Source organism: Helicobacter pylori SA37A (assembly GCF_000476015.1).
Classification (GTDB): Bacteria; Campylobacterota; Campylobacteria; order Campylobacterales; family Helicobacteraceae; genus Helicobacter; species Helicobacter pylori_DB.
This window is the reverse complement of the sequence record NZ_CBOO010000015.1, coordinates 1-23,254: the sequence shown is the minus strand read 5'-3', so window position 1 is coordinate 23,254 and position 23,254 is coordinate 1. Positions and strand designations below refer to the sequence as shown.

Genomic DNA, 23,254 nt, shown 5'->3' with positions numbered 1-23,254 from the left:
GAAAACGATAAATACAATCAAAGCGAAATAGTAGGGTTAGAAAAATTAAAGGAAAAAATTGAGATTGTTTTTGGTGAAAACCAAACAGAATTGGCACTATTGGAATGCAATTTAACAGATTTTGATTTTATTGAAAATCATTCTATTTGGGAACAAAAAATTGTAGGGAGTGGTGATGCAGCCATTGCAGATTTAATAAAAAAATTAAGCAATGAGGATTGGGTAGCTCAAGGTAGAGAATATGTAAAAGATAATAGTATATGCCCTTTCTGTCAAAAAGAAACCATTACCGAAGAATTTAAAAAACAACTAGAATCTTATTTTGATACAAGTTATCAAGAATCTACTGAAACGATCAAGGAAAATATGGAACACTACGCAAGCATAACCGCTAGAGCGTTGGAGCGACTTGATAAGATTGTTGAAACAGAACAGAAGAATCAACAAACCAAATTAAACACAGAAAGTTTTAAAAGAATTGTTGAAACCTTGAAGAGCAAAATCAATGGGAATCAACAAAAGATGCACGATAAGAGTAAAGAAATGAGCAGAAGTTTTGAGCTAGAAAGCACTAAAAATGAGATAAAAGAAATTAGAGATCTGATTGACACGGCTAACCAGCAAATAGCCAAGCATAATGAGATAATAAAAAACATTAAAAACCAGAAAAAGACTTGCGTGGAGCAAACTTGGAAATTTCTAGTCAATGAATTTAAAAGCGATATACAAGAATATGATAAAAAGCGTTGCGGTTTGGAGAAAGGGATAAGCAATTTAAATGAAGAAATTCGTGAAAATCAAGAAAAGATAAAGAAATTAGAAAATGAAATTAGGGAATTAGAAAAAACTATGGTAAGCATAAGGCCCATTGTCAATGAAATCAATACGCTTTTAGAAAGGTATGGATTCACGAATTTTGGTTTGGCATGCACTGAAGATGAAAAATCTTATCGTATTCAAAGAGAAGATGGTCAATTAGTAGGAGAAACACTGAGTGAGGGTGAAGTTACTTTCATCACTTTCTTATATTATTATCATTTAACAAAAGGCTCTTTAAAAGAGAGCGATATATCAAAAAATAAGGTTTTAGTGATTGATGACCCCATTTCAAGTTTGGATAGCAATATATTGTTTATGGTGAGTGTTTTAGTTAAAGATCTTATGAAAGAAGCCATGGAAGAAAAAACAAACATCAAGCAAGTTATTATACTAACCCACAACACATATTTTTACAAGGAAATTACATTAGAATGTGATAAACGCTATCAAGGGAAATATTCTTTTTGGATAATTAAAAAGGATAATAATGTTTCAAAAATTAAAGATTATAAAGAAAATCCCATTAAAAATTCCTATGAATTGCTATGGCAAGAAGTAAAACAAGCAAAAGAAAATAATGCTTCTTGGGTATCTTTACAAAATGTTATGCGAAGAATTATTGAGTATTACTTTAGGATTTTAGGCGATTTTAAACATAATGATAGCTTGAGTGAATGTTTTGAAAATATTGAAGAAAAACGAGTGTGTAATTCTTTCATTTCATGGTTTAATGATGGTTCTCATGGGATTTCAGATGATTTGTTTGTGCAAAGTCAAGATACAAGTATTGAGACATATTTAAAAGTTTTTGAAAAAATATTTAAAGAAACCGGTCATGAAGCTCATTATAAAATGATGATGAGAATGAAGTAATTGAATTAAAAACAAGGAATAACATGTGCATCGTATTTATGGGAACGCCGGGGTTTGCTGAAGTGATCTTAAGGGCGTTGGTTGAAAATAAAAATAACCATATAGAAGTGGTGGGGCTATTCACTCAAAGGGACAAACCTTTTGGGCGCAAAAAAGAATTGAAAGCCCCAGAGACTAAAACATACATTTTAGAAAATCATTTAAATATCCCCATTTTCCAGCCGCAAAGTTTGAAAGAGCCTGAAGTTCAAATTTTAAAGGATTTGAAGCCTGATTTTATCGTGGTGGTGGCTTATGGTAAGATTTTGCCTAAAGAGGTTTTAACCATCGCTCCTTGCATTAATGTGCATGCGTCGTTATTGCCCAAATACAGGGGGGCTTCGCCCATTCATGAGATGATACTCAATGACGATAGGATTTATGGCATAAGCACCATGCTTATGGATTTGGAATTGGATAGTGGGGATATTTTAGAGAGCGCTTCTTTTTTGAGAGAAGATTATTTGAATTTGGACGCTTTAAGTTTAAAATTAGCGCGCATGGGGGCGGATTTACTTCTTTCAACGCTCAAAAATTTTCATTCCATCACAAGAAAGCCTCAAGATCATATGCAGGCTAGTTTTTGTAAAAAAATCACCAAAGCCGATGGTTTAGTGGGTTTTAAAGACGCTAAAAGCTTGTTTTTAAAATCGCTTGCGTTTAAGAGTTGGCCAGAAATCTTTTTAGAAAACAGCCTTAAACTTTTAGAAGTGGAGTTGGTGGAGAATGAAAAGAGCCACAAGGAAGGCGAGATTTTAGCAATTGATGAAAAAGGCGTTCTTGTAGGCTGCTTGAAAGGCAGCGTGCGTATAGCAAGGTTGCAAGCGGTGGGTAAAAAGCCCTTGAAAGCGAAGGATTATTTGAATGGCAAGCGTTTGAAAGTAGGCGGTATTTTGGCATGAGACAATGTGAAAAAAGGGTTTTTGATAGCCTGCCTTCCACGCAAACCTATCTTTTAGAAAAACTCAAAAATAACGAACTCAAAGCCCCTGTTTTGATTGTGGCTAAAAACCAAAGCGCTGGGATAGGCAGTAGGGGGAATATTTGGGAGGGCACAAAAAGCGCTTTGACTTTTTCGCTCGCTTTAAACGCAAGCGATTTGCCTAAAGATTTACCCATGCAAGCGAACGCTTTGTATTTAGGGTTTTTATTCAAAGAAGTTTTAAAAGAATTAGGCTCTCAAACCTGGCTCAAATGGCCTAACGACTTGTATTTAGAGGATCAAAAAATAGGGGGCGTGCTGGTTAATATTTATAAAGACATGCGGGTGTGTGGGATTGGCGTGAATAGGGTTTCAAAGAAATGGGCATGTTTAGATATTGGCGCGAGCGACGATTTGATTATAGAGGGCTTTTTAAAAAAAATAGAAGAAAATCTTTTTTGGGGGGAAGTTTTAAGTAAGTATGCGTTAGAATTTCACAGAAACGACTCTTTTAGTTTCCATAATGATTGGGGCGAATTGGTGAGTTTGAAAGATGCGGAATTGTTAGAAGACGGCCGCATTTTGATTAAAGATAAGATATATAGTAGGATATGAGTATGATGAATGAAATCATTGCAGTGGCTAATCAAAAAGGGGGTGTGGGCAAAACGACAACAGCGGTTAATTTGGCGGCTTCTTTAGCAGCGCATGAAAAAAAAATCTTGTTGATTGATTTTGACCCCCAGGCTAACGCCACTTCAAGCTTGGGTTTTAGGCGCGATAAAATTGATTATGATATTTATCATGTGTTGATTGGCCGTAAGCAAATTTCTCAAGTGATCTTAAAAACCCAAATGCCTTTTTTGGATTTAGTGCCTTCTAATTTGGGTTTAGCCGGGTTTGAAAAAACCTTTTATGACAGCCAAGATGAGAACAAACGAGGCGAGCTCATGCTCAAAAACGCTTTAGAGAGTGTGGTGGGGCTTTATGATTATATTATTATTGATTCCCCGCCAGCTCTAGGGCCTCTCACGATCAATTCGCTTTCAGCAGCCCATTCGGTGATCATTCCTATCCAATGCGAATTTTTTGCCCTTGAAGGCACTAAATTATTGCTTAACACCATTAGAATGTTGCAAAAAAGCACGAACCCTAAGCTCAAAATCAGAGGTTTTTTACCCACAATGCATGTCCCTCAGCTCAATTTGACAAAAGGGGTTTTAGCGGAATTGTTCAAGTATTTTGACTCAGAGTTTTTTAGAGATTCAGCTACAGGAGAGTATATTATGATCCCTAAAAGCGTGAAACTAGCGGAATCGCCTAGTTTTGGTAAGCCTATCTTGCTCTATGATATTAAATCTAATGGCAGTATCGCTTATCAAAAATTAGCTCAAAGCATTCTTCAAGGGTAGCATATGGCAAAAAATAAAGTGTTGGGTAGGGGTTTAGCGGATATTTTCCCTGAAATCAATGAAGTGTATGAGCAGGGGCTGTATGAAAGAGCGAATCGGGTTGTGGAGCTTGGTATTGATGAGGTGATGCCTAATCCTTACCAACCCAGAAAGGTTTTTAGCGAAGATTCTTTAGAAGAATTAGCGCAATCTATTAAAGAACATGGTTTGTTGCAACCGGTTTTAGTGGTGAGTGAGAACGGGCGTTACCATTTGATCGCTGGTGAAAGACGCTTAAGAGCGAGCAAATTGGCTAAAATGCCTACGATTAAAGCGATTGTTGTGGATATTGAGCAAGAAAAAATGCGTGAAGTGGCGTTGATTGAAAATATCCAGCGAGAAGATTTAAACCCTTTAGAGTTGGCTAGATCTTATAAAGAATTGCTTGAAAGCTATAAAATGACCCAAGAAGAGCTGTCTAAAATCGTTAAAAAATCCAGAGCCCATGTGGCTAATATCATGCGTTTATTGACGCTCTCTTCTAAGGTTCAAAACGCTCTTTTAGAAGAAAAAATCACTTCAGGGCATGCAAAGGTTTTGGTGGGTTTGGATGAAGAAAAACAAGAATTGATTTTAAATTCCATCATAGGGCAGAAACTCAGCGTGCGCCAGACAGAAGATTTAACGCGTGATTTTAAAATAAACGCAAATTTTGACAATAAAAAACATGGTTTCAAGCAAACCCAAACGCTCATCGCTGAAGATGAATTAGAACGCTTTAATCAAAGTTTGTGGGATCATTACAAGCTTAAAGCGGCTTTGAAAGGGAATAAAATCATTTTACGATGTTATGAAAATTCTCTTTTAGAGGCTTTTATGAAAAAAATGATGTCTTAACGCTTGAATATCCTCAAATTTTAAGCGATTTTTTGTTAAGATAGAGTTAATTTTTTTATAACAAATGCGAGTTTCAAATATTTTTAGGTTTTTAGGAAAGAAATAGGCTATGAATATATCGGTTAACCCCTATTTAATGGCGGTCGTTTTTGTGGTGTTTGTGTTATTGTTGTGGGCGATGAATGTTTGGGTGTATAGGCCTTTGTTGGCTTTTATGGATAACAGACAGGCAGAGATAAAGGATAGCTTGGCTAAAATCAAAACGGATAATGCCCAAAGTGTGGAGATTGGTCATCAAATTGAGACTCTTCTTAAGGAAGCCGCTGAAAAACGCAGAGAAATGATAGCCGAAGCGATTCAAAAAGCCACAGAGTCCTATGACGCTGTGATCAAGCAAAAAGAGAACGAACTCAATCAAGAGTTTGAAGCGTTTGCAAAGCAATTACAAAATGAAAAGCAAGTCTTAAAAGAGCAGTTGCAAGCGCAAATGCCGGTATTTGAAGACGAGTTAAACAAGCGTGTGGCTATGGGTTTAGGGAGTTGATGGATGGTGTTAGTTAAAATGGTGTTAGGGTTTTTGATCCTTTTAAGCCCTTTGTGCGCTACTGGATTGGATATTTCACAAACAGATATTATAGAGCGTTCTTTAAATTTCCTTTTATTTGCGGGGATTTTGTGGTATTTTCTGGCTAAAAAACTGCGTTCATTTTTACGCTCCAAAAGCCTTGAAATCTCCAAACGATTAGAAGAGATTCAAGCCCAACTTAAAGTGAGTAAAGAAAATAAGAAAAAACTCTTAAAAGAATTAGAGCAAGCCAAAGAAAAAGCGGAATTGATTATTTCTGATGCGAATAAAGAAGCTTACACGATTACGCAAAAATACGAATTGCAAACCAAAATGGATGTGGAAAATTTGATCAAAAATTCTAAGGCGTTGATGGATTTAGAAGTTAAAAAGATCAAAAGAGAGCTGGTTGAAAGCGTTTTTAAAGATCTAAGAGAGAGCAAAAAAGTCTCTTTCAATGTGCAAGATTGCGTGAATATTTTGAAACAAAGGCTTTAAATGCAAGATTTAAAAGTGATCTCTAAGCATTATGCTAAGGCGTTGAAAAACCACACTAAAAGCGATCTAGCGTTATTGGAAGAAATCGTTGTAGGGCTTAAAAATGTAGCAGAAGCCATAAAATTACACAAACTCAACCAGGTGTTAGCTCATGTTTCTTTAAAAGTTAAAAAAGAGGTTGTATTTGAAATCTTAGAAAAAATAACTTCTATAAAAGCATGTTCAATTTTAAAGCCTGTAATGGAAGTGGTGTTAAAAAATAACAGGCTTGATGTGTTGGAATTGATCACTGAAGAGCTGTCTTTTGATTCTAAAAGGACTTTAGAAGCCACACTTTTAGTCCCAGAAAAGCTTGAAAATAATGAACTAGAAGCCGTGCAACAAAAATTGCAAGCGCGTTTTAACGCTCCTGTAGAAATCGCTCAAGACACTTGGTCTAAAAAAGGGGTTTCTTTGAGCGTTTCAAGCCTGGATTTAGAAATAGGCTTTTCTAAAGAAGATATTTTAAAGAAAATAGAAAAACAGGTTATTCAATCTATTTAATCAATCTAAGGAGATAAAGATAATGTCCCAACTAAAATTGGAAGAAATCAGCTCGGTTATTGAAGAAAAAATCAAGAATTTTGAACTTGATTGCGATATGGCTGAAGTAGGAAAAGTCGTTTCATACGCTGATGGTGTGGCTAAGGTTTATGGCTTAAATGGTGTGATGTCGTATGAAGTGCTGGAGTTTGAAACAGGGGATAAAGGCGTTGCGGCTAACTTAGAAGAAGATAGCGTTGGCGTGATTGTGTTTGGTTTTGGCAACAATATTAAAGAGGGGACTGGCGTTAAACGCACGAAGAGTTTGATGAAAGTTCCTGTTGGCGATGCGGTTGTAGGGCGTGTGCTAAACGCTTTGGGTGAGCCTATTGATGGCAAGGGTGAGATAGAAACGAATGAGTTCAGTCTCATCGAGCAAAAAGCCCCGGGCATTATGGACAGAAAATCGGTGCATGAGCCTTTACAAACTGGCATTAAAGCCATTGATGCGTTGGTGCCTATTGGGCGCGGACAAAGGGAATTGATTATTGGGGATAAACAAACCGGTAAAACCACCGTAGCGATCGATGCGATCATTAACCAAAAAGGGCAAAATGTGATCTGTATCTATGTGGCTATTGGGCAAAAAGAATCCACTGTCGCGCAAGTGGTCCGCAAATTAGAAGAATACGGGGCGATGGAATACAGCGTCGTGATCAACGCTTCGGCTTCAGATTCAGCTGCAATGCAATATTTAGCCCCTTATTCAGGTGTGGCTATGGGGGAATACTTTAGAGATCATGCCCGCCATGCCCTAATCATTTATGATGATTTGAGTAAGCATGCTGTCGCTTACAGAGAGATTTCTTTGATTTTGAGAAGACCCCCAGGTAGGGAGGCTTTTCCTGGAGATGTGTTTTATATCCACTCACGGCTTTTAGAAAGAGCGGCTAAACTTTGCGATGAAAAGGGTGCCGGCTCTTTGACCGCGCTCCCTATTGTGGAAACTCAAGCGGGCGATGTTTCAGCTTATATCCCTACGAATATCATTTCTATTACAGACGGGCAAATTTTCTTAGAAACGGATTTGTTTTATTCAGGGATCCGCCCGGCTATCAATGTGGGCTTATCGGTTTCAAGGGTTGGAGGGGCCGCTCAAATCAAAGCGACCAAGCAGGTTTCAGGGACTTTGCGCCTGGATTTAGCGCAATACAGAGAGTTGCAAGCTTTCACGCAATTCGCTTCTGATTTAGATGAAGCGAGTAAAAAGCAATTAGAAAGAGGGCAACGCATGGTAGAAGTGTTGAAACAAGCCCCTTATTCGCCCTTGCCTATTGAAAAGCAAGTGGTCATTATTTACGCTGGGGCTAAGGGCTTTTTAGATAGCGTGAGCGTGAAAAAAGTCGTGGATTTTGAAGAGCAACTGCACCCTTTCTTGGAAGCAAAATACCCCCAAGTTTTAGAAGAAATCCACACTAAAAAAGCGCTAGATAAGGATTTAGAAGCCATGCTAAGAAAAGTATTAGAGGAATTTAAGCTCACTTATAGCGAGTAGGAGACGGCTAGAACATGGCGAATTTAAGAGATATTAGAAAGAAAATTGGAAGCGTTAAAAACACGCAAAAAATCACGCATGCGATGAAACTCGTTTCCACTTCCAAGCTGAGAAAAGCCGAAGAAGTTGCAAGAAATTCCAGAGCGTATGCACTGAAATTAGACGCTGTGTTTGATGATGTGCTATCCAAGATGAGAAATCAAGGGATTGAAGACATTCAAAGCAAGTATTTTAGGGAACTAGAGAGACTTGAAATCAAAAAAGTGGATATTATTTTTATCACAGCCGATAAGGGGCTTTGTGGGGGCTTTAACACCAATACCATTAAAAAAGTTTTAGCATGCACGAATGAATACAAAGAAAAAGACATTAAAGTGCGTTTGCGTGGTATTGGTAAAAAGGGCAATGAGTATTTTAGCTTTAACGGGATAGAGGTTTTAGACAAGATCAATAATTTGAGTTCTATGCCTAATTATGAACGCGCGCAGGAATTCATGAAAAAAGTGGTAGAGGATTATTTGAGTGGGAAAACCGATAAGGTGATCATCATTCATAATGGCTTTAAAAACATGATCACTCAAGAAATAAGAGTCAAAACAATTTTGCCGATTGGGTATAAAATCATCCACCAAAACCCCCAGTCTAATGAGACGCAAGAGACCATTACTAGCGAGCCAAGCGGGAGTGAAGATGAAATTTTAGACTCTTTAGCAGAAAAATATGTGGAGTATAGTTTATACTACGCTTTGATTGATTCTTTAGCCGCAGAGCATAGCGCTAGAATGCAGGCTATGGATACAGCGACGAATAACGCTAAAGATTTGGTTAAAACTTTAACTATTTCTTATAATAAAGCCAGACAAGAGGCGATTACGACCGAGCTAGTAGAAATCAATGCTGGCGTAGAAGCCCTAAAATAAAAATTATATTAATCAAGGAGCGATGAAAGCGATGGAAGGTAAAATCATTCAGGTTTTAGGCCCTGTGGTAGATGTGGAGTTTGAATCCTATCTACCGGCGATTTTTGAAGCGTTAGACATTAATTTTGAAGTCAATGGCGTTCAAAAATCTTTAGTTTTAGAGGTGGCAGCCCATTTGGGCGGTAATCGGGTGCGAGCGATTGCTATGGATATGACAGAAGGCTTGGTGCGTAACCAGATCGTCAAAGCTCGCGGCAAAATGATTGAAGTGCCTGTGGGCGAAGAAGTGTTAGGGCGTATTTTTAATGTTGTGGGCGAGAGCATTGACAATTTAGAGCCGCTTAAGCCGTCCTTAACTTGGCCCATTCACAGAAAAGCCCCTAGTTTTGAGCAGCAAAGCACCAAGACAGAAATGTTTGAAACCGGTATTAAAGTCATTGACTTGCTTGCACCTTATTCTAAGGGCGGTAAAGTAGGCTTGTTTGGCGGGGCTGGCGTAGGGAAAACGGTGATCATTATGGAGCTTATCCATAATGTGGCTTATAAGCATAATGGGTATTCGGTGTTTGCAGGTGTGGGGGAGCGCACCAGAGAAGGGAACGATCTGTATTTTGAGATGAAAGAAGGGGGCGTTTTAGACAAAGTCGCGCTGTGCTATGGGCAAATGAATGAGCCACCAGGAGCAAGGAATCGCATCGCATTCACCGGCTTGACAATGGCGGAGTATTTCCGTGATGAAAAGGGCTTAGATGTGTTGATGTTCATTGATAACATCTTTAGATACGCTCAAAGCGGTGCGGAAATGAGCGCACTATTAGGTCGTATCCCTTCAGCCGTGGGGTATCAGCCCACGCTAGCTGGGGAAATGGGGAAACTGCAAGAGCGTATCGCTTCCACTAAAAATGGCTCTATCACTTCGGTTCAAGCGGTGTATGTGCCAGCAGACGACTTGACTGACCCAGCCCCTGCTTCGGTGTTTGCGCATTTAGATGCGACTACGGTGTTGAATAGAAAGATCGCTGAAAAAGGGATTTATCCGGCGGTGGATCCTTTAGATTCCACTTCAAGGATTTTAAGCCCTCAAATGATCGGTGAGAAACACTATGAAATCGCTACCGGTATCCAGCAAATTTTGCAAAAATACAAGGATTTGCAAGACATTATTGCGATTTTGGGATTAGACGAATTGAGCGAAGAGGATAAAAAAACGGTTGAAAGGGCCAGAAAAATTGAGAAGTTTTTATCCCAGCCGTTTTTTGTGGCTGAAGTGTTTACGGGAAGTCCCGGTAAGTATGTGACTCTCCAAGAGACTTTAGAGGGCTTTGGAGGGATTTTAGAAGGTAAATACGATCATATTCCTGAGAACGCGTTTTACATGGTGGGCAGCATTCAAGAGGTTTTAGAAAAAGCTAAAAACATGAAAAATTCCTAAGGGTTTTGTGATGGCTTTGTTGAAAATTAGTGTGGTAGTTCCTGAGGGGGAAGTTTATACAGGAGAGGTTAAAAGCGTTGTGTTGCCAGGAGTTGAAGGGGAATTTGGGGTGCTTTATGGGCATAGCAACATGATCACCTTGCTTCAGGCGGGAGTGGTTGAGATTGAAACCGAAAACCAAAAAGAGCACATTGCGATCAATTGGGGCTATGCAGAAGTTACTAATGAACGGGTGGATATTTTAGCCGATGGGGCGGTCTTTATTAAAAAAGAATCAGACGACAGAGACGATGCTATCTCTAGGGCTAAAAAGCTTTTAGAGGACGCAAGCTCTGACAGGTTAGCGGTCTCTAGCGTGCTGGCTAAGATTGAGTCTCTTTAAGGGGATAATCATGTTAGATTCAATCGTTTATTTTTTCAATAAGAGCGGGTTTGTTACCACGCTTGTTTTAGTTTGGATTTCGCTCTATTTGGTGATGACTTTATGGGTCTTTTTGTATAAGAGCATTGTGCTAAAGATTGAACTCAAGCGCGAGATGCAATCTTTGTCTAACATTCTTAATGGGGCGCAAGACGCTCCAGAGCATTTCATGTTTAATAAAAAAAGAAATGATGAGACCAAAAGGTATTCTAATGAATTGTTGCAGGCTTGGAAACACCAGGTTCTTAAGCAAAGCACGACGGGTTTAGTGGTGTTGAGCATCATCTCTTCTACAGCCCCCTTTATTGGTTTGTTTGGAACGGTGGTTGAAATTTTAGAAGCGTTTAACAATTTGGGCGCGTTAGGTCAAGCGTCTTTTGGGGTGATCGCACCCATTATTTCTAAGGCTCTTATCGCCACCGCTGCAGGTATTTTAGCGGCCATTCCAGCCTATTCTTTTTACTTGATTTTAAAACGCAAGGTGTATGATTTATCGGTTTATGTGCAGATGCAAGTGGATATTTTGTCTTCTAAAAAATAAAGCTTTAAGGGGATTTTATAAATATCTTAAATAGGGAGTTAGAAGGTTTTTATGAATTATGATAACTATTGGGATGAAGACAAGCCAGAACTCAATATCACGCCTTTAGTGGATGTGATGCTTGTTTTATTGGCTATTCTTATGGTAACTACGCCCACTCTCACTTATAAAGAAGAGATCGCTTTACCTTCTGGTTCAAAAACTGCTAGAGCCACTCAAGATAAAATGATTGAGATTCGCATGGATAAAGACGCAAAAATCTATATAGATAGTCAAACCTATGAATACAACTCTTTTCCGGATACTTTTAACTTGCTTTCTAAAAAATACGATAAAGATACTAGGGTGAGTATCCGTGCGGACAAGCGATTGACTTATGACAAAGTGATTTATTTGTTAAAAACGATTAAAGAAGCGGGTTTTTTAAAAGTTTCTTTAATCACAAGTCCTTAAAAAGCAGGGCTAATTTGCATGAGTAAGAGCGCGATCTTTGTTGTTTCTGGCTTTTTAGCGTTCTTGCTCTATGCTTTGTTGTTGTATGGCTTGTTGCTAGAAAGGCATAATAAAGAAGCGGAGAAAATCCTTTTAGATTTGGGCAAAAAAAACGAACAAGCCATTGATTTGAATTTAGAAGATTTGCCAAGCGAAGAAAAAAAAGATGAAAAAGCAGTTGAAAAAGTAGCTGAAAAAGTAGAAGAAAAAGTAGAAGAAAAAAAAGATGAAAAAGTAGTTGAAAAAAATGCAACTGATAAGGAGGGCGATTTTATTGATCCTAAAGAACAAGAAGAAAGCCTTGAAGAGATTTTTTCTTCACTCAATGATTTTCAAGAAAAGACAGACACAAACGCTCAAAAAGATGAGCAAAAAAATGAGCAAGAAGAAGAGCAAAGGCGTTTAAAAGAACAGCAACGCTTAAAGCAAAACCAAAAAAATCAAGAGATGTTGAAAGGTTTGCAACAGAATTTGGATCAATTCGCGCAAAAACTAGAAAGCGTTAAAAACAAAACTTTAGATTTGCAAATCCCTAAACAAGATGGGGTTGATGAAAAAGCCTATCAAGAGTGGTATGCTCAAATCTATCAAATTTTATATAAAGGTTGGAAAGGGGTTTTTTATCACAAGGCTTCAGTGAGCGCTCTGATTATGATCACTAAAGATGGGGAGTTTGATTATACCATTCTTAGTTACTCTGATTTTAAGGATTATAACAAGAGTGTGATGACCCTTTTAAATGATTTAAAGAAAGTGGATTTTCCCCCATACCCGGGAGGAAACATGATTTCTATTCAAGTTAATTTCACCACTAAGGAAGAACAATGAGGTATTTATGGCTTTTTTTAATATATACTACAGGGCTTTTTGCAACAGATAAAACACTAGATATTATTAAAACCATTCAAAAACTTCCTAAGATTGAAGTGCGCTACTCCATAGACAACGATGCCAATTACGCTTTAAAATTGCATGAAGTCTTAGCGAACGATTTAAAGACTAGCCAGCATTTTGATGTTTCTCAAAACAAGGATCAAGGCGCTATCAATTACGCAGAACTCAAGGATAAAAAAGTCCATCTTGTAGCGCTGGTGAGTGTGGCTTTAGAAAACGGCAATAAAATTTCACGATTAAAACTTTATGATGTCAATACAAGCGCTCTTGTTAAAACTTTTGACTACCCCATTTTAAGTTCAGATTTATACCCTTTTGCAGCGCACAACATGGCCATTGTGGTGAATGATTATTTAAAAGCCCCTTCTATCGCTTGGATGAAGCGCCTTATTGTTTTTTCTAAATACATTGGACCAGGAATCACAAATATCGCCTTAGCCGATTATACGATGCGTTATCAAAAAGAAATCATCAAAAACAATAGGCTCAATATTTTCCCTAAATGGGCGAACGCTGAACAAACGGAGTTTTATTACACGCAGTATGGCGAAAGAACGCCCATGATTTTAAAATACAACATTCAAAAAGCCACTCATGAGAATATCGCTAGCTCTCAAGGAATGGCTGTGGTCTCTAGCGTGAGTTCTGATGGCTCTAAAATTTTAATGTCTTTAGCCCCTGATGGCCAACCGGATGTGTATTTGTATGACACGCATAAAAAAACTAAAACCAAAATAACGCGCTATCCTGGGATAGATGTCTCAGGAGTGTTTTTAGAAGATGACAAGTCCATGGCTTTTGTTTCGGATAGATCCGGCTATCCTAACATCTACATGAAGAAATTGGGCTTAAAAGAGAGCGCGGAGCAACTCCTTTATGAAGGAAGAAGCAATGAATCTATTGACGCTTATAAAGACAGCATTGTGTATGTGAGCCGAGAAAACCTTAATGAATTTGGCAAAACGGTGTTTAATTTGAATTTGATCACTCTAAACAGCAAATATATCCGCAGACTTACCGTGAATGGCTCTAACCAGATGCCTCGTTTTTCTACGGATGGGAGAAATATCATGTATATCAAAAAGACACCCCAAGAATACGCCATGGGGCTTATTTTGCTAGACTATAATCAGAGTTTTTTATTCCCTTTAAAGAATGTGAAAATACAAGCCTTTGATTGGTAAGGTTAGATTAAGCGAATGTGAGTTAATATTTGCATTTATTAAAATTTGATTCTTGGAGAATTTATAATGAAAAGATCTTCTGCATTTAGTTTCTTGGTAGCTTTTTTATTGGTAGCTGGCTGTAGTCATAAAATGGATAATAAGACTGTGGCTGGCGATGTGAGCGCTAAAACGGTTCAGACTGCACCTGTTACTACAGAACCAGCTCCAGAGAAAGAAGAGCCTAAAGAAGAGCCAGCTCCAGTGGTTGAAGAAAAGCCGGCTGTTGAGGGTGGGACTATCATCGCTTCTATTTATTTTGATTTTGACAAGTATGAGATCAAAGAATCCGATCAAGAGACTTTAGATGAGATCGTGCAAAAAGCTAAAGAAAACCACATGCAAGTGCTTTTGGAAGGCAATACCGATGAATTTGGCTCTAGCGAATACAACCAAGCACTTGGCGTTAAAAGGACTTTGAGCGTGAAAAACGCTTTAGTCATTAAGGGGGTAGAAAAAGATATGATCAAAACCATCAGTTTTGGTGAAACCAAACCCAAATGTGCCCAAAAAACTAGAGAGTGTTATAAAGAAAACAGAAGAGTGGATGTCAAATTAGTGAAGTAATTCTAGGATGAAAAGGCTTTTTTTTATCCCTTTTATCGCTCCCTTTTTTCTCAATGGGGAGCCTTCAGCGTTTGATTTGCAAAGCGGGGCTACCAAAAAAGAACTCAAACAATTGCAAGTCAATAGTAAGAATTTTTCTAATATTTTGACCAAAATCCATTCGCAAGTAGAGGCTAACACTCAAGCTCAAGAGGGTCTAAGGAGCGTTTATGAGGGGCAGGCTAATAAGATTAAAGATCTCAATAACGCTATCCTTTCCCAAGAAGAATCCTTGCGAGCCTTAAAAGCTTCGCAAGAAGTGCAAGCTAACACATTAAAGCAGCAATCGCAAACTTTAGAGGATTTGAGGAATGAGATTCACGCTAACCAGCAAGCTATCCAGCAGTTAGACAAGCAAAATAAAGAGATGAGTGAATTATTGACCAAGTTAAGCCAGGATTTGGTTTCACAAATTGCCTTAATCCAAAAAGCCCTAAAAGAACAAGAGGAAAAAGCTGAAAAGCCGCTCAAACCAAGCGTTCCGGCCAATAAAAACCCCTCTTTAAAAGCCGAAGCCCCAAAAAATCAAGAGAAAAAAACCCAAGAAAAGGCGAAAGTTGAGTTTGATAAAGATCTGTCCAAGCAAAAAGAGATTTTTCAAGAAGCTCTGTCTTTTTTTAAAAATAAATCCTATGCAGAAGCCAAAGAGCGTTTGTTGTGGTTAGAAGCCAATAGTTACAGACTTTATTATGTGCGTTATGTTCTTGGAGAAGTGGCTTATGGAGAGAAAAAGTATAGAGAAGCGATCAAGTATTACAAAGAGAGCGCTCTTTTAAATAAAAAAGCGTCTTACATGCCTGTGCTTTTGTGGCATACGGCATGGTCGTTTAAAAAAATCAAAGACGATCAAAACTATTATAAATTTTTAAACACTTTGCAGCACTTGTATCCTTCAAGCGAACAAGCTAAAATGGCACAAAAAATCTTAGAAAACAAGGAGAAACACCACCATGCAAAACCATGATTTAGAATCAATCAAACAAGTCGCTTTGATTGAATATGAAGTGAGAGAACAAGGCTCTAGCGAAGTGCTAGACAGCAATATTTCTAAAGAGCCTTTAGAGTTTATTGTAGGCGCTAATCAAATCATAGCAGGGTTAGAAAAGGCGGTATTAAAGGCTCAAATTGGCGAATGGGAAGAGGTTGTTATCGCCCCAGAAGAAGCTTATGGGGTTTATGAAAGCAGCTATTTGCAAGAAGTTCCTAGAGATCAATTTGAAGGCATTGAATTAGAAAAAGGCATGAGCGTTTTTGGGCAAACTGAAGATAATCAAACCATTCAAGCCACTATCAAAGATTTTAGCACTACGCATGTGATGGTGGATTATAACCACCCGTTAGCCGGGAAAACTTTAGCGTTTCGTTTCAAGGTTTTAGGTTTTAGGGAAGTGAGCGAAGAAGAAATTTTAGCTTCACACCATGGCGGTGGGACAGGTTGCTGTGGCGGTCATGGGGGTCATGGCGGGAAGAAAGGTGGGGGCTGTGGTTGTTCATGCTCGCATGGGTAGTAGGGTATAGGAGTCTTTAAAAGGCAAGGTCATGAATGGTTCTAATCTCAAAAATTGGCTATTCCCTACCATTTGCTTTTTTTTATTTTGCTATATTTTAATTTTTTTGATGTTTTTTATGTTTAAAAGTTTGCAATCGCAATCGTTTGGCTCTGTGGCAGAAACCGGAAAAAAACCCATCACCACCACCAAGAAATTTGGTAAGGAATTGCAAAAACAGATTTCAAAAATCCATTAACTTTTTTTCTTTTTTGCCGATACTTGCTGTAATGGAATGAATATCAAATTAAAGGATTTTACAATGATTAATGCCGTTTCTTCTCTTGCTCCGGTGCAGTCTTTGGGGAATTATAAGCGTGTGGAAAAGAATGAAAAAGTTGAAAACAATGAGGCCGCTCTTGATAGGGTAGCTGAAATCAAGAAAGCGATTGAAAATAACCAGTATAAAATCAACTTGCATGAGACTTCTCACAAAATGGCACAGGATTTGTTGGGGATAAGCTAGGGGGTTTAAGGGCTTCATTTCTAGGGGGTTTATTCTTGCTGTGATTTTGCTTTTCATTAAATTTTAGTTTCTCTGTGTTTTAAAATGAGTTTGTTGCTTTCTTAAATAGGGCATGTTTTTAGTCGTGTGTTAGGAATGATTGATTGGGGATTTTAACTTTTATGGATTTTTGCTCTGGTATTGGTGGAGGCCGTTTGGGCTTGGAGCGATGCCATTTAAAATGCGTAGGGCATGCCGAAATCAATCATGAAGCCCTTAGAACTTATGAATTATTTTTTAAAGATACCCATAATTTTGGGGATTTGATGCGAATCAACCCTAATGATTTACCCGATTTTGATGCGTTAGTTAGCGGGTTTCCTTGTCAGGCTTTTTCTATCAATGGCAAAAGGAAGGGGCTTGAAGATGAAAGAGGGACGATTATTTATGGGCTTATTCGCATTTTAAAAGTTAAACAGCCCAAATTTTTCTTGCTTGAAAATGTTAAAGGCTTGATCAATCATAATAAAAAGGCAACTTTTAATATTATTATAAAAGCCTTGCAAGAAGCAGGCTATACAACTTATTATCAAATTTTAAACAGTGCTGATTTCCAATTAGCCCAAAATAGAGAACGCATTTATATTGTAGGGTTTAGGAAGGATTTGAAACACCCATTTCATTTCCCTTTAGGTTTAGCCAATGATTATTGTTTTAAGGATTTTTTAGACGCTGGCAATGAATGCTATTTGGATGTGAGTAACGCTATTTTTCAAAGATACTTGCACAACCCATACAACCACAACCGGGTTTTTTTAGAGAATATCTTAACTTTAGAAAACGCCGTTTTAGATACAAGACAATCTGATTTAAGGTTGTATTTTAATGTTTTTCCTACTTTAAGGACTTCTCGGCATGGTTTGTTTTATATCCAAAAAGGCAAAATCAAAAAATTAAACGCTATTGAAAGCTTGCTTTTGCAAGGATTTCCTAGGGATTTGATCACTAAGATTAAAGATAATCCACATTTTAAAGAAAGCCATTTGTTATCCCAAGCAGGGAATGCGATGAGCGTGAATGTGATTGCTGCAATCGCTAAACAAATGTTAAAGGCGATTTAATAAGGAAGCTTTAAGGGGAAAATGATTTCAAAATACCCCTATCCCCTTAAGAAATTGAGTTTTATAATAAAACTAAAAATGGCATAGTATTTGCTTGATTACGGCTGAAACAAGAGCCAAAGGATTTGTCATGGTCGTTTTACATTCTCATTTAGAAAACGCGCTAAAGCAATTAAAAGAATTGATTGATTTAACCGAGTGCGATATAAGAGACATCAAGCTCGCTAAACACACTGAAATTTTTGAAAGAAACACCCAAAAACAGCTGGTGATTCAAGCTTTTGAAAACGAAAAAGCGAGTATAGATGCACAAATGTTATCCTTAAAAAAACAATTCCCTAATAAGGAGATGAGTGAATTATTGGACGAAAAAACAAGCGATTTTTTAAACCAGATGCGAGAATCCTTGCTTTTTTTAAAAGAACAAAACTTGATTTATTCGCGCATGGCGTTTGCGGTTTCGGAGTTTTATTCTTCACTCATCCAACAAATCATCCCCCATGACACTTGCGATTATAAAGGCTCTAGGCATGTGGGGAGCCATTTTTTAAGAGTGCAGGCGTAAAATGGGCGGAATCTTATCTTCACTCAACACTTCTTACACGGGCCTACAAGCCCATCAGAGCATGGTGGATGTTACCGGGAATAATATTTCTAACGCCAGCGATGAATTTTATAGCCGTCAGCGCGTGATTACAAAGCCCCAAGCGGCCTATATGTATGGCACTAAAAATGTGAATATGGGCGTGGATGTAGAAGCCATTGAAAGGGTGCATGATGAGTTTGTTTTTGCTCGTTACACGAAAGCTAATTACGAAAACACTTATTACGATACAGAGTTTTCGCATTTAAAAGAAGCGAGTGCGTATTTCCCGGACATTGATGAAGCGAGCCTTTTTACGGATTTGCAAGATTATTTTAACTCATGGAAAGAATTGTCTAAAAACGCCAAAGACTCCGCTCAAAAACAGGCTCTCGCTCAAAAAACAGAAGCTTTAACGCACAACATTAAAGACACCAGAGAAAGATTAACGACCTTACAGCATAAAGCGAGCGAAGAATTAAAAAGCGTGATCAAAGAAGTCAATAGTCTGGGTTCTCAAATCGCTGAGATCAATAAACGCATTAAAGAAGTGGAAAACAACAAGAGTTTAAAGCATGCCAATGAATTAAGGGATAAGCGAGATGAATTAGAGTTTCATTTGCGAGAGCTTTTAGGGGGGAATGTTTTTAAAAGCAGCATTAAGACTCATTCGCTCACAGATAAAGACTCAGCGGATTTTGATGAGAGCTATAACCTTAATATCGGGCATGGGTTCAATATCATTGATGGCTCTATTTTCCATCCTTTAGTGGTTAAAGAATCCGAAAATAAAGGGGGTTTGAACCAAATCTATTTTCAAAGCGATGATTTTAAGATAACTAATATTACCGACAAGCTCAATCAGGGAAAAGTGGGGGCGTTATTAAATGTGTATAATGACGGCTCTAACGGGACTTTGAAGGGCAAGTTGCAAGATTATATTGATTTGTTGGATTCTTTTGCTAAGGGCTTGATAGAATCCACTAATGCGATTTACGCTCAAAGCGCGAGTCATCATATTGAGGGCGAGCCGGTGGAGTTTAACAGCGATGAAGCCTTTAAAGACACTAACTATAATATCAAAAACGGCTCGTTTGATTTAATCGCTTACAACACCGATGGTAAAGAAATCGCCAGAAAAACCATTGCTATCACACCCATTACAACCATGAACGATATTATCCAAGCCATTAACGCTAACACCGATGACAATCAGGACAACAACACCGAAAACGATTTTGATGATTATTTCACAGCGAGCTTTAACAATGAGACTAAAAAGTTTGTTATCCAGCCTAAAAACGCTTCGCAAGGGTTGTTTGTTTCTATGAAAGATAACGGCACGAATTTTATGGGAGCGTTAAAGCTCAACCCTTTTTTTCAAGGCGATGACGCTTCTAACATCAGCTTGAATAAAGAATACAAAAAAGAGCCTACCACTATCCGCCCATGGCTTGCCCCCATTAACGGGAATTTTGATGTGGCGAACATGATGCAGCAATTGCAATACGATAGCGTGGATTTTTATAACGACAAGTTTGACATTAAACCAATGAAAATCAGCGAGTTTTATCAATTTTTAACCGGTAAAATCAACACGGACGCTGAAAAATCAGGGCGTATTTTGGACACCAAAAAGAGCATGTTAGAAACCATTAAAAAAGAGCAACTCTCTATTTCGCAAGTGAGCGTGGATGAAGAAATGGTGAATTTGATCAAGTTTCAAAGCGGCTATGCGGCTAACGCTAAGGTCATTAGCGCTATTGATCGGATGATAGACACTTTATTGGGGATTAAACAATAATTTTTCTACCCATAGCGTTTTGATCAAATAAGCCCTATTTAACTTATTTTTAAGCTTTATTTGTTTTAAAACTCATTAACGATAATGCTTAATAGCAATTACAAGCTATAAGCGAGAGGGTGTTTTGTAAAGCTTGTGTTATAATAACAACGAAATTTTAAGCGTAACTGATTGAAAGGAAAACAGATGAGACGGAGTTTTTTAAAGACGATTGGCTTGGGCGTGATAGTGCTCTCTTTGGGTTTGTTAAGCCCTTTGAGCGCAGCGAGTTACCCGCCCATTAAAAACACTAAAGTAGGCTTAGCCCTTTCTAGCCACCCGCTAGCCACTGAAATTGGGCAAAAGGTTTTAGAAGAGGGAGGTAATGCGATTGATGCGGCTGTAGCGATGGGATTTGCTCTAGCGGTTGTCCATCCTGCAGCAGGCAATATTGGTGGAGGCGGTTTTGCGGTTATCCATTTGGCTAATGGTGAAAATGTTGCCTTAGATTTTAGAGAAAAAGCCCCCTTGAAAGCCACTAAAGACATGTTTTTAGACAAGCAAGGCAATGTAGTCCCTAAACTCAGCGAAGATGGCTATTTGGCGGCTGGGGTTCCTGGAACGGTGGCGGGCATGGAAGCGATGTTGAAAAAATACGGCACCAAAAAACTATCGCAACTCATTGATCCTGCCATTAAATTGGCTGAAAATGGTTATGCGATTTCACAAAGACAAGCAGAAACCCTAAAAGAAGCAAGGGAGCGGTTTTTAAAATACAGTTCTAGCAAAAAGTATTTTTTTAAAAAAGGGCATCTTGATTATCAAGAAGGGGACTTGTTTGTCCAAAAAGATCTAGCCAAGACTTTGAATCAAATCAAAACGCTAGGCGCTAAAGGCTTTTATCAAGGGCAAGTCGCTGATCTTATTGAGAAAGACATGAAAAAAAATGGAGGGATTATCACTAAAGAAGATTTAGCCAGTTACAATGTGAAATGGCGCAAACCCGTGGTAGGGAGCTATCGTGGGTATAAGATCATTTCTATGTCGCCACCAAGTTCGGGAGGTACGCATTTGATCCAGATTTTAAATGTCATGGAAAATGCGGATTTAAGCACCCTTGGGTATGGGGCTTCTAAGAATATCCATATCGTTGCAGAAGCGATGCGTCAAGCTTATGCGGACCGATCGGTTTATATGGGAGACGCTGATTTTGTTTCGGTGCCGGTGGATAAACTCATCAATAAGGCGTATGCCAAAAAGATTTTTGACGCTATCCAGCCAGATACGGTCACGCCAAGCTCTCAAATCAAGCCAGGAATGGGGCAGTTGCATGAGGGGAGCAACACCACGCATTATTCTGTAGCGGACAGGTGGGGGAATGCGGTCAGCGTTACTTACACCATTAACGCTTCTTATGGGAGTGCTGCTAGTATTGATGGGGCAGGATTTTTATTGAACAATGAAATGGATGATTTTTCCATAAAACCAGGAAACCCCAATCTCTATGGTTTAGTGGGGGGCGATGCGAATGCGATTGAAGCCAATAAGCGCCCTTTAAGCTCCATGTCGCCTACGATCGTGTTGAAAAACAATAAGGTTTTTTTGGTGGTGGGAAGCCCTGGAGGGTCTAGGATTATCACTACGGTGTTGCAAGTGATTTCTAATGTCATTGATTACAACATGAATATTTCTGAAGCGGTTTCAGCCCCTAGATTCCACATGCAATGGCTGCCTGATGAATTAAGGATTGAAAAGTTTGGCATGCCCGCTGATGTGAAAGATAACCTCACTAAAATGGGCTATCAGATTGTTACTAAGCCGGTCATGGGCGATGTGAATGCGATCCAAGTTTTGCCTAAAACTAAAGGGAGCGTTTTCTATGGATCAACGGATCCAAGGAAAGAATTTTAATTCTATTTAGCCTTATTTTTTTGGGAGGGGGGCTTTTTAGCGAGAAAGTCTTAAATTTAGTTTTAAGATTTATAAAAATAGTGTAAAATCTCTCATTACAAGAGACGATATTAGATCTAAAATGGTGTATGCAGAATGGAGTTTGAGAATGTTTGCTGGTTCTAGAACGCATGCAATTTCTTTTTTTAAGATTGATAGCTATTGACATTATGTTTGATCTTAATTAATAGTAGAGGAGTAACGATGGGATACGCAAGCAAATTAGCTTTAAAGATTTGTTTGGCAAGTTTATGTTTATTTAGCGCTCTTGGTGCAGAACACCTTGAGCAAAAAAGGAATTATATTTATAAAGGGGAGGAAGCCTATAATAATAAGGAATATGAGCGAGCGGCTTCTTTTTATAAGAGCGCTATTAAAAATGGCGAGCCGCTTGCTTATGTTCTTTTAGGGATCATGTATGAAAATGGTAGGGGTGTGCCTAAAGATTACAAGAAAGCGGCTGAATATTTTCAAAAAGCGGTTGATAACGATATACCTAGAGGGTATAACAATTTAGGCGTGATGTATAAAGAGGGTAGGGGCGTTCCTAAAGATGAAAAGAAAGCCGTGGAATATTTTAGAATAGCTACGGAGAAAGGCTATACTAACGCTTATATCAACTTAGGCATCATGTATATGGAGGGTAGGGGAGTTCCAAGCAACTATGTGAAAGCGACAGAGTGCTTTAGAAAAGCGATGCATAAGGGTAATGTAGAAGCTTATATCCTTTTAGGGGATATTTATTATAGCGGAAATGATCAGTTGGGTATTGAACCAGACAAAGATAAGGCGATTGTCTATTATAAAATGGCGGCTGATATGAGTTCTTCTAGAGCTTATGAAGGGTTGTCAGAGTCTTATCGGTATGGGTTAGGCGTGGAAAAGGATAAACAAAAGGCTGAAGAATACATGCAAAAAGCATGTGATTTTGACATTGATAAAAATTGTAAGAAAAAGAACACTTCAAGCCGATAATTCTCAAACTTGGGCTTGATTCAAGGATTTTTTATTTTATGCTAAGTAGCATGTTTTTTGAACAATTGATTTGAAGCGACAGATTAAAGATATTGCATTTTTCATGGCTAAGTGGCTTCCTACCAAAAACTTTAGCTAAAAAACATTGCTTGCTATAACCTTCTATCAAATACCTTAACGCTCTGTTTGTCTCGCCTAAATATTCTCTTAACAAATCTCTAAATTTAACAACTCCAAACA

At 38.3% G+C, this 23,254-nt stretch carries 26 protein-coding genes; all 26 read left to right on the top strand.

The genetic code is table 11. The features are described from left to right. Positions 1–1,692: AAA family ATPase (locus tag QT76_RS06955; protein ID WP_033617149.1), on the top strand; the 1,692-nt coding region annotated here is incomplete at its 5' end. Positions 1,693–1,715: 23 nt separating this feature from the next. Further along, positions 1,716–2,633 (top strand): methionyl-tRNA formyltransferase, encoded by a 918-nt coding sequence (gene fmt, locus QT76_RS06950; RefSeq protein ID WP_033617148.1) that lies wholly within the window; start codon positions 1,716–1,718, stop codon positions 2,631–2,633. Then, positions 2,630–3,268, top strand: a complete 639-nt coding sequence (locus tag QT76_RS06945; RefSeq protein ID WP_033617147.1) for a biotin--[acetyl-CoA-carboxylase] ligase — start codon at positions 2,630–2,632, stop codon at positions 3,266–3,268. Before fmt ends, QT76_RS06945 begins: the two co-directional genes overlap by 4 nt. Before the next feature lie 5 nt (positions 3,269–3,273). Continuing rightward, a complete protein-coding gene (gene soj, locus QT76_RS06940) occupies positions 3,274–4,065 on the top strand; it encodes a chromosome partitioning ATPase Soj (RefSeq protein ID WP_001882895.1) in 792 nt (263 codons plus the stop codon). A gap of 3 nt (positions 4,066–4,068) precedes the next feature. Continuing rightward, positions 4,069–4,941 carry a ParB/RepB/Spo0J family partition protein gene (locus QT76_RS06935; RefSeq protein ID WP_033617146.1) on the top strand — a complete coding sequence of 291 codons (873 nt, stop codon included), beginning with the start codon at positions 4,069–4,071 and terminating at the stop codon, positions 4,939–4,941. A 109-nt stretch (positions 4,942–5,050) separates the two neighbouring features. After that, the gene (locus tag QT76_RS06930) at positions 5,051–5,485 is read left to right on the top strand and encodes a FoF1 ATP synthase subunit B' (protein WP_001027603.1); all 435 of its coding nucleotides are present in this window, start codon (positions 5,051–5,053) and stop codon (positions 5,483–5,485) included. 3 nt (positions 5,486–5,488) lie between these two features. Then, complete coding sequence (locus QT76_RS06925) at positions 5,489–6,004, top strand: F0F1 ATP synthase subunit B (RefSeq protein WP_033617145.1); 516 nt, start codon at positions 5,489–5,491, stop codon at positions 6,002–6,004. Then, the gene (locus QT76_RS06920; RefSeq protein ID WP_033617144.1) at positions 6,005–6,547 is read left to right on the top strand and encodes a F0F1 ATP synthase subunit delta; all 543 of its coding nucleotides are present in this window, start codon (positions 6,005–6,007) and stop codon (positions 6,545–6,547) included. Positions 6,548–6,569: 22 nt separating this feature from the next. Beyond that, positions 6,570–8,081 carry a F0F1 ATP synthase subunit alpha gene (gene atpA / locus QT76_RS06915; protein ID WP_000080482.1) on the top strand — a complete coding sequence of 504 codons (1,512 nt, stop codon included), beginning with the start codon at positions 6,570–6,572 and terminating at the stop codon, positions 8,079–8,081. Between the two features lie 14 nt (positions 8,082–8,095). Further along, the gene (gene atpG, locus QT76_RS06910; protein WP_033617143.1) at positions 8,096–9,001 is read left to right on the top strand and encodes an ATP synthase F1 subunit gamma; all 906 of its coding nucleotides are present in this window, start codon (positions 8,096–8,098) and stop codon (positions 8,999–9,001) included. Between the two features lie 31 nt (positions 9,002–9,032). Beyond that, positions 9,033–10,433, top strand: a complete 1,401-nt coding sequence (gene atpD / locus QT76_RS06905) for a F0F1 ATP synthase subunit beta (RefSeq protein WP_033617151.1) — start codon at positions 9,033–9,035, stop codon at positions 10,431–10,433. A 10-nt stretch (positions 10,434–10,443) separates the two neighbouring features. Further along, positions 10,444–10,815, top strand: a complete 372-nt coding sequence (gene atpC / locus QT76_RS06900; RefSeq protein ID WP_001196331.1) for an ATP synthase F1 subunit epsilon — start codon at positions 10,444–10,446, stop codon at positions 10,813–10,815. A gap of 10 nt (positions 10,816–10,825) precedes the next feature. Further along, positions 10,826–11,395 (top strand): MotA/TolQ/ExbB proton channel family protein, encoded by a 570-nt coding sequence (locus tag QT76_RS06895; RefSeq protein WP_000887313.1) that lies wholly within the window; start codon positions 10,826–10,828, stop codon positions 11,393–11,395. Positions 11,396–11,446: 51 nt separating this feature from the next. Beyond that, on the top strand, positions 11,447–11,848 hold the full coding sequence (locus QT76_RS06890; RefSeq protein ID WP_001105106.1) for an ExbD/TolR family protein: 402 nt from the start codon (positions 11,447–11,449) through the stop codon (positions 11,846–11,848). Positions 11,849–11,866: 18 nt separating this feature from the next. Continuing rightward, entirely contained in the window at positions 11,867–12,715 is an 849-nt protein-coding gene (locus QT76_RS06885) for an energy transducer TonB (RefSeq protein WP_033617142.1), read from the top strand. After that, the gene (gene tolB / locus QT76_RS06880; RefSeq protein ID WP_033617141.1) at positions 12,712–13,965 is read left to right on the top strand and encodes a Tol-Pal system protein TolB; all 1,254 of its coding nucleotides are present in this window, start codon (positions 12,712–12,714) and stop codon (positions 13,963–13,965) included. The genes QT76_RS06885 and tolB overlap by 4 nt, the downstream gene beginning before the upstream one ends. Before the next feature lie 66 nt (positions 13,966–14,031). Continuing rightward, positions 14,032–14,571 (top strand): outer membrane protein Omp18, encoded by a 540-nt coding sequence (locus QT76_RS06875; RefSeq protein WP_033617140.1) that lies wholly within the window; start codon positions 14,032–14,034, stop codon positions 14,569–14,571. Positions 14,572–14,578: 7 nt separating this feature from the next. Continuing rightward, entirely contained in the window at positions 14,579–15,574 is a 996-nt protein-coding gene (locus QT76_RS06870) for a tetratricopeptide repeat protein (protein ID WP_033617139.1), read from the top strand. Beyond that, complete coding sequence (locus tag QT76_RS06865; protein ID WP_033617138.1) at positions 15,561–16,118, top strand: FKBP-type peptidyl-prolyl cis-trans isomerase; 558 nt, start codon at positions 15,561–15,563, stop codon at positions 16,116–16,118. Before QT76_RS06870 ends, QT76_RS06865 begins: the two co-directional genes overlap by 14 nt. 31 nt (positions 16,119–16,149) lie before the next feature. Then, a complete protein-coding gene (locus tag QT76_RS06860) occupies positions 16,150–16,356 on the top strand; it encodes a hypothetical protein (protein ID WP_001014529.1) in 207 nt (68 codons plus the stop codon). A 63-nt stretch (positions 16,357–16,419) separates the two neighbouring features. Continuing rightward, the gene (locus QT76_RS06855; protein ID WP_001864146.1) at positions 16,420–16,623 is read left to right on the top strand and encodes a flagellar biosynthesis anti-sigma factor FlgM; all 204 of its coding nucleotides are present in this window, start codon (positions 16,420–16,422) and stop codon (positions 16,621–16,623) included. Between the two features lie 143 nt (positions 16,624–16,766). Next, on the top strand, positions 16,767–17,723 hold the full coding sequence (dcm, locus tag QT76_RS06850) for a DNA cytosine methyltransferase (protein WP_162971675.1): 957 nt from the start codon (positions 16,767–16,769) through the stop codon (positions 17,721–17,723). Between the two features lie 130 nt (positions 17,724–17,853). Further along, a complete protein-coding gene (locus tag QT76_RS06845; protein ID WP_033617137.1) occupies positions 17,854–18,288 on the top strand; it encodes a hypothetical protein in 435 nt (144 codons plus the stop codon). A 1-nt stretch (position 18,289) separates the two neighbouring features. Next, entirely contained in the window at positions 18,290–20,110 is a 1,821-nt protein-coding gene (gene flgK / locus QT76_RS06840; RefSeq protein ID WP_033617136.1) for a flagellar hook-associated protein FlgK, read from the top strand. 186 nt (positions 20,111–20,296) lie between these two features. Further along, complete coding sequence (ggt, locus tag QT76_RS06835) at positions 20,297–22,000, top strand: gamma-glutamyltransferase (protein WP_033617135.1); 1,704 nt, start codon at positions 20,297–20,299, stop codon at positions 21,998–22,000. Between the two features lie 243 nt (positions 22,001–22,243). Further along, a complete protein-coding gene (locus QT76_RS06830; protein ID WP_033617134.1) occupies positions 22,244–23,014 on the top strand; it encodes an HP1117 family Sel1-like repeat protein in 771 nt (256 codons plus the stop codon). Positions 23,015–23,254: the final 240 nt, after the last annotated feature.

Bases quoted from the DNA above. Each gene is read 5' to 3' on its own strand.
- fmt (WP_033617148.1), top strand. From the start codon at position 1,716: ATGTGCATCGTATTTATGGGAACGCCGGGGTTTGCTGAAGTGATCTTA.
- QT76_RS06945 (WP_033617147.1), top strand. From the start codon at position 2,630: ATGAGACAATGTGAAAAAAGGGTTTTTGATAGCCTGCCTTCCACGCAA.
- soj (WP_001882895.1), top strand. From the start codon at position 3,274: ATGAATGAAATCATTGCAGTGGCTAATCAAAAAGGGGGTGTGGGCAAA.
- QT76_RS06935 (WP_033617146.1), top strand. From the start codon at position 4,069: ATGGCAAAAAATAAAGTGTTGGGTAGGGGTTTAGCGGATATTTTCCCT.
- QT76_RS06930 (WP_001027603.1), top strand. From the start codon at position 5,051: ATGAATATATCGGTTAACCCCTATTTAATGGCGGTCGTTTTTGTGGTG.
- QT76_RS06925 (WP_033617145.1), top strand. From the start codon at position 5,489: ATGGTGTTAGTTAAAATGGTGTTAGGGTTTTTGATCCTTTTAAGCCCT.
- QT76_RS06920 (WP_033617144.1), top strand. From the start codon at position 6,005: ATGCAAGATTTAAAAGTGATCTCTAAGCATTATGCTAAGGCGTTGAAA.
- atpA (WP_000080482.1), top strand. From the start codon at position 6,570: ATGTCCCAACTAAAATTGGAAGAAATCAGCTCGGTTATTGAAGAAAAA.
- atpG (WP_033617143.1), top strand. From the start codon at position 8,096: ATGGCGAATTTAAGAGATATTAGAAAGAAAATTGGAAGCGTTAAAAAC.
- atpD (WP_033617151.1), top strand. From the start codon at position 9,033: ATGGAAGGTAAAATCATTCAGGTTTTAGGCCCTGTGGTAGATGTGGAG.
- atpC (WP_001196331.1), top strand. From the start codon at position 10,444: ATGGCTTTGTTGAAAATTAGTGTGGTAGTTCCTGAGGGGGAAGTTTAT.
- QT76_RS06895 (WP_000887313.1), top strand. From the start codon at position 10,826: ATGTTAGATTCAATCGTTTATTTTTTCAATAAGAGCGGGTTTGTTACC.
- QT76_RS06890 (WP_001105106.1), top strand. From the start codon at position 11,447: ATGAATTATGATAACTATTGGGATGAAGACAAGCCAGAACTCAATATC.
- QT76_RS06885 (WP_033617142.1), top strand. From the start codon at position 11,867: ATGAGTAAGAGCGCGATCTTTGTTGTTTCTGGCTTTTTAGCGTTCTTG.
- tolB (WP_033617141.1), top strand. From the start codon at position 12,712: ATGAGGTATTTATGGCTTTTTTTAATATATACTACAGGGCTTTTTGCA.
- QT76_RS06875 (WP_033617140.1), top strand. From the start codon at position 14,032: ATGAAAAGATCTTCTGCATTTAGTTTCTTGGTAGCTTTTTTATTGGTA.
- QT76_RS06870 (WP_033617139.1), top strand. From the start codon at position 14,579: ATGAAAAGGCTTTTTTTTATCCCTTTTATCGCTCCCTTTTTTCTCAAT.
- QT76_RS06865 (WP_033617138.1), top strand. From the start codon at position 15,561: ATGCAAAACCATGATTTAGAATCAATCAAACAAGTCGCTTTGATTGAA.
- QT76_RS06860 (WP_001014529.1), top strand. From the start codon at position 16,150: ATGAATGGTTCTAATCTCAAAAATTGGCTATTCCCTACCATTTGCTTT.
- QT76_RS06855 (WP_001864146.1), top strand. From the start codon at position 16,420: ATGATTAATGCCGTTTCTTCTCTTGCTCCGGTGCAGTCTTTGGGGAAT.
- QT76_RS06845 (WP_033617137.1), top strand. From the start codon at position 17,854: ATGGTCGTTTTACATTCTCATTTAGAAAACGCGCTAAAGCAATTAAAA.
- flgK (WP_033617136.1), top strand. From the start codon at position 18,290: ATGGGCGGAATCTTATCTTCACTCAACACTTCTTACACGGGCCTACAA.
- ggt (WP_033617135.1), top strand. From the start codon at position 20,297: ATGAGACGGAGTTTTTTAAAGACGATTGGCTTGGGCGTGATAGTGCTC.
- QT76_RS06830 (WP_033617134.1), top strand. From the start codon at position 22,244: ATGGGATACGCAAGCAAATTAGCTTTAAAGATTTGTTTGGCAAGTTTA.